This is a genomic window from Pseudomonas edaphica, assembly GCF_005863185.1.
Classification (GTDB): domain Bacteria; phylum Pseudomonadota; class Gammaproteobacteria; order Pseudomonadales; family Pseudomonadaceae; genus Aquipseudomonas; species Aquipseudomonas edaphica.
The window spans coordinates 1-4,608 of the sequence record NZ_VBVZ01000506.1 but is presented as its reverse complement, the minus strand read 5'-3'; the positions used below and the strand labels follow the sequence as shown (position 1 = coordinate 4,608).

Here is a 4,608-nt window from a genome sequence, read left to right as displayed (position 1 = left end):
GCTATCGATATATCGAAATGAACCCGGTCAGAGCGGGTATGGTTGCTCATCCGGGCGACTACCGTTGGACCAGCTATAGGACAAACGCGCAGGGCGAGCTATCAGGCTTTATAAGCTCGCATGCAGTTTATAGCGACTTAGGTAGCGGCAGCGCGCAACGAGCCGAAGCTTACCGGTCTTTATTCAATGATCGACTTTCACCTGGGCTGATAGAACAAATCCGATCTTCTACAAACGGTAATTATGTTTTGGTCGATCAGAAGTTTGCGTCCGAGATCGCGCACGCATTAGGTAAAAGAGTTTCGCAGGGTGTGTCAGGACGCCCAAAAAAGTATGAGTTAAAAGAATAGAAGAATAGTGGTCTGACCCCTATTTTCCGTTGCAAAAGTTAATAACGGACGCAGCCCATATTCTGAGTTAAACGGAGCAATTGGGGAGGCTCGTGGCTGGAGTCAGGCTATTGAATCGGGGCAAACACCAATTTCCGGACCTGGGAAAGCGTCACTTCCAGGTGCAGATTACATTACGTATGATCCATCATCGCGATCTGTGATCGTCTGGGACGCCAAGTATCGTGCTCCTGGCGGAAGCTATCCGACTTCCTTACCAGATTCAAAGTTAAAGGCCTGGCAGTCAGAGATCATAAACTCCGTTAAAAATATGCCGGAGGGATCGGCCAAAGCAGCCGCGGAGAGCGCGCTTAAGGCTGGCAGGGTCGAAGGTCGAATATTCAAATGGCCACAGTAGGCTTGAGGTATTTAACATGAAAGAATGGTCATCGCTGTGCAAGTCAAAGGTAGGGGACGTCGTTGTTGAACGGGAGCAATGCGTTATCGCTATGGACGACGGTGCATACAAAATTTCAGACGATCAGTATTTTTTAGCTGACGCTTTTTCTGATGAGGGAGAGGAAAAACTTTGTTTGCTATCCCTCTACTGGGCCTGCAGTGAGCCTGCATTTAGAAGAGCCTACTACAGGGATGTTGAAAATGATGACATGGCCGTATGCCGGCCGCCGCCTGAATTGCTTCCAGTTGGGGCGGGGGAGACCTATAGTCAGATAAAAAATGCTCTTGGCTCTCTTGGTTCTGACAAATTTATTGAGTACGCCTCCTATCGTGTTATGTCTGATGGTGCATTTGTTCATAAGGGCTTAGAAAGCTCATTGGCTGTTTATTATTTTCGCTTGCATGATATTGTTGATGAAGAGCTGCCTTACGCGATACTGTGGAAGCTTTCTAATGTGTGATTTGATGGAGGGGAAAGGGGACGGATTTATTTAATTTTACGAGTGCTTTGTTAATTAAATAAATCTGTCCCCTTTCCGCCCTATCGAAATGAACCCGGTCAGAGCGGGTATGGTTGCTCATCCGGGCGACTACCGTTGGACCAGCTATAGGGCAAACGCACAGGGCGAGCTATCAGGCTTTATAAGTCCGCATGCAGTTTATAGCGACTTAGGTAGCGGCGCCGCGCAACGAGCCGAAGCTTACCGGTCAACATTCCTGGATCGGCTTTCACCTGAGTTGATAGAACAAATTCGATCTTCTACAAACGGCAATTATGTTTTGGGCGATCAGAAGTTTGCGTCAGAGATTGCGCAGATATTAGGTAAAGGAGTTTCGCCGAGTGTGTCAGGACGCCCGGAAAAGTGTGTGTTAAAAGTTTAAGAATAGTGGTCTGACCCCTATTTCCTATAGTGGGTAGTGAAGTTAATAAGTAGCTGACTAGGGATTGATATGAAATATTATTTGCTGCGTCAGGATCTATCTATTTCCGGAAAGTGGGTGCTCGGCGATGTGAGGCACGTGGATAATTGGAACTTTAGTAATCCACCCCTTAATTTCATGGAGCCTGGCAGATATACGCTCGATGTCAGGTTCGACGGCGTTGAAATTGATTATTCTCTAGCGGGCTACGCGAGTGTTCCTGTTCTGAGTGAGAGAGCTCGAAATTCACTCATAGGTTTGTCTGAAGTCGATCAAACTTATCATAATGTGGTCTTTGAGCCCGTTGATATCGAAGGGAAACACGTTTCGCAAAATTATTTTCTAATGATCATAGAAACACAAATAGATTGTGTAGATGAAGAGTCTTCAAGGTTTACAAAGTTTTCAGTGAATGATCCTGTGCGCCCAGACATGGCTGGTCAATACCGCGCGTTTTATAATTTGGCCATAGATGAGTCAAAAGTAGGTGATTTTCATATTTTTAGGATTAAAAAATATTTGGGTGCGATTGTAGTAAGCGAAGATGTGAAACTTCGATTTGAGGCAGCAGGAATGGTGGGGGCGGTATTTGAGTCGGTTAATGGCGATAAGGTTACTGTTGCATAAAGAAAATCAGAAGAGCAAAAAATAGGCATCAGCCAAAAGAAAAAAGTGGACGGATTTATTTGATTTTTCGAGTGCTTTGTTAATTAAATAAATCTGCCCCTTTTCGCCTCTCATCAAGGATGACCAATGAAATCCAGCAAGTTCTCGCTCCTCGCCTTTCTGATGTCCTGCTTGTTTGCAGGCTGGGGGTTGGTGTACGTCGGCCGTATCAAATGGGCCATCCGGGTGGCGGCGCTGATGTATATCGGCGTTGTGCTGATGGGGGTGAGCGGGTTGGCCGCCACGCCTGTCGGGCTGTATGTATTCATCGCTTTTATCATCACGCTCAAGCTGGCCACCGCGATTGCCTCCGCTGTGCTTGCCCGCCGTTACGACGGCCCGCCAGGCCTGCCACGCAAGCGTTTCCATGTGCTCTACGTGGGTGTGCTGATCGTGATCACCTTGCTCCTATTCGAGGTGTTTCGCGCGCCGCTGCTAGGCTTCAAAAACTACTTCATACCGTCGGGCTCGATGGCACCTACGCTGTCGGTTGGCGACTACATCATCTCTGACCTGCGGCCAGGTGCGCCCAAGGTGGGCGATATCGTGGTGTACCGCTGGGACGGCACTGAGGCGGTCAAGCGCGTGGCGGGCATTGGCGGCGACACGCTGGCGATCGTCAATGGCGAGTTGATCCGCAACGGCGAGAACCTGGGGTTGTTCCATGCACCGGCCGAGCGCGTCAAAAAGGACTATTCCCTTACGCTGGCGCCTCTGCGCGTCGAGCCAGGCCATGTGTACTTATTGGGCGACAACCGCGATGTGAGCAATGACAGCCGCTTCATGGGCCAGGTGGCCGATGAGGATGTGGTCGGCAAAGTGACCGGCATCTGGTTCTCGGGTGACCTGGGGCGCATCGGTACCACGTTCCGTTGAAGAGAGATATTGGTGAGATATTGGGGTCAGACCACGTTTTTTGAATGAGCCGGCGCATATAGGTACGAGGTTCCCATGACACGTGAGGTTCAGATGGCAGGTTTAGCGGTAGTCGGATGGCGGTTGGTGCAGGGGTTGTGCCTGCTGCTGATGTTCGTCAGTGCAAGCGTTTGTATGTTGGCGTGGGGCTCCTTCGACAGCTCTACCGCCGGCGCTTTCGGAGCGGCGCTGGGCGGTTTCCTGATGTGTGGCATTGGGCTGCTGTTCGCATTTGTGTTCGAGCGCTTGCGCACGCCTCGGGCCACGGCGCGCTACATGGTGACGCGGGTGGCCGTGGTTCTGCTGCTGGCAGCGGGCGCGGTGTACTTGGCCGACGCGGTATGGCTTGCGCCTGAGCGCGACGCGCTCGACGCGAATTTGGAAGGGGCGACCTGTGGCAAGTACACCGGCACCATCGTGAAAGGCTGGGAGCAGATTTGCGCCGGGAGGAAATAGAGCAGAAAAAGGGCACGGATTTGAATGGCACTTACTTAATCTTCGTAGAGTGGCCATTTTTTCTGATTTCGGCCCTTGCCACCGAACGTTTCGGCATCAGGGTACAAAGCGGATAGAGTTATTTAAGGGCTATAAAATAAATCCGTTCCCTTTTCCCCCAGTGCATGCTTTTCACAGCGCCAAGGCTGCATAGGCGACAGGCCACTTTTACTGCCCAAGCGTGGCCCGCACCTATTCACTGCCTCACCATTAGCAGGGCAACTCGTCAGCCGCCCTGTCGTGGTCAGTTGACGCTGTTAAGCCTGCGAATAATGACATCCAGCAAATCACACCCATCACGCAGCGGTATAGCCAGTAGTTGGGCGAAGTCTTGAAGCACCACAGCATCGCTGCTGAGCTGTTCGCGGAAGGCCAGGTTTTCCAACAGTTGGGTGACGGCGCGAATCCGGTACGCGGCGGCGTCGTGGAGTACGTCGAGGGGTGCACTGGTGTCGATAAGCAGAGCGGGGACGGTGCAGTCGTGGCCCGTTAGGGGCATGTATTGGTTCATTTTCAGTACTCTGTTGGTGGGTTAAGCCACCACGCATTCGTCGCCAAACGAATGGGTGGCAGCTGTACGCAGGTTGGCGAACCGGAACAGAGTAACCGGCAGACCCGAGGGTCTCCCGCGCACAGCCGCCATAACATGCACAGCTTTGCGGGTGCAAAAACACCTGCATGGAAGCGGGTTGCTTTTGCACTCTGTTGTCAGGTCGCCAAACCTGATCGCCATATGGGCGACGGGCCGGACTATAAGCCCCCCACCCAAACCCACGCAAGGCACCAACGCCCTGACTCAACCCCCTTTCGCCTATCCCCAACC

Annotated in this window: 5 protein-coding genes and 1 pseudogene; 5 read left to right on the top strand and 1 reads right to left on the bottom strand. The window is 51.7% G+C overall.

What is annotated here, in order from left to right:
• From FEM54_RS34405 to FEM54_RS25315, 5 genes and pseudogenes are all read left to right on the top strand, one after another.
• Nucleotides 1-350, top strand: a pseudogene (locus FEM54_RS34405) (transposase); the annotation flags it as partial.
• Nucleotides 351-763: 413 nt separating this feature from the next.
• On the top strand, nucleotides 764-1,249 hold the full coding sequence (locus FEM54_RS25335; protein WP_138453521.1) for a hypothetical protein: 486 nt from the start codon (nucleotides 764-766) through the stop codon (nucleotides 1,247-1,249).
• 490 nt (nucleotides 1,250-1,739) lie between these two features.
• On the top strand, nucleotides 1,740-2,336 hold the full coding sequence (locus tag FEM54_RS25325) for an imm11 family protein (protein ID WP_138453520.1): 597 nt from the start codon (nucleotides 1,740-1,742) through the stop codon (nucleotides 2,334-2,336).
• A 126-nt stretch (nucleotides 2,337-2,462) separates the two neighbouring features.
• Nucleotides 2,463-3,251, top strand: coding sequence for a signal peptidase I (lepB, locus tag FEM54_RS25320; protein ID WP_138453519.1), 789 nt, complete (start codon nucleotides 2,463-2,465; stop codon nucleotides 3,249-3,251).
• 75 nt (nucleotides 3,252-3,326) lie between these two features.
• Nucleotides 3,327-3,746 (top strand): hypothetical protein, encoded by a 420-nt coding sequence (locus FEM54_RS25315; RefSeq protein WP_017136666.1) that lies wholly within the window; start codon nucleotides 3,327-3,329, stop codon nucleotides 3,744-3,746.
• A gap of 283 nt (nucleotides 3,747-4,029) precedes the next feature.
• Here the strand turns inward: FEM54_RS25315 and FEM54_RS25310 are convergent, their stop codons facing one another.
• Nucleotides 4,030-4,284: a hypothetical protein gene (locus FEM54_RS25310; RefSeq protein ID WP_017136667.1), complete on the bottom strand. Its 255-nt coding sequence runs from the start codon at nucleotides 4,282-4,284 to the stop codon at nucleotides 4,030-4,032.
• Between the last annotated feature and the right edge of the window lie 324 nt (nucleotides 4,285-4,608).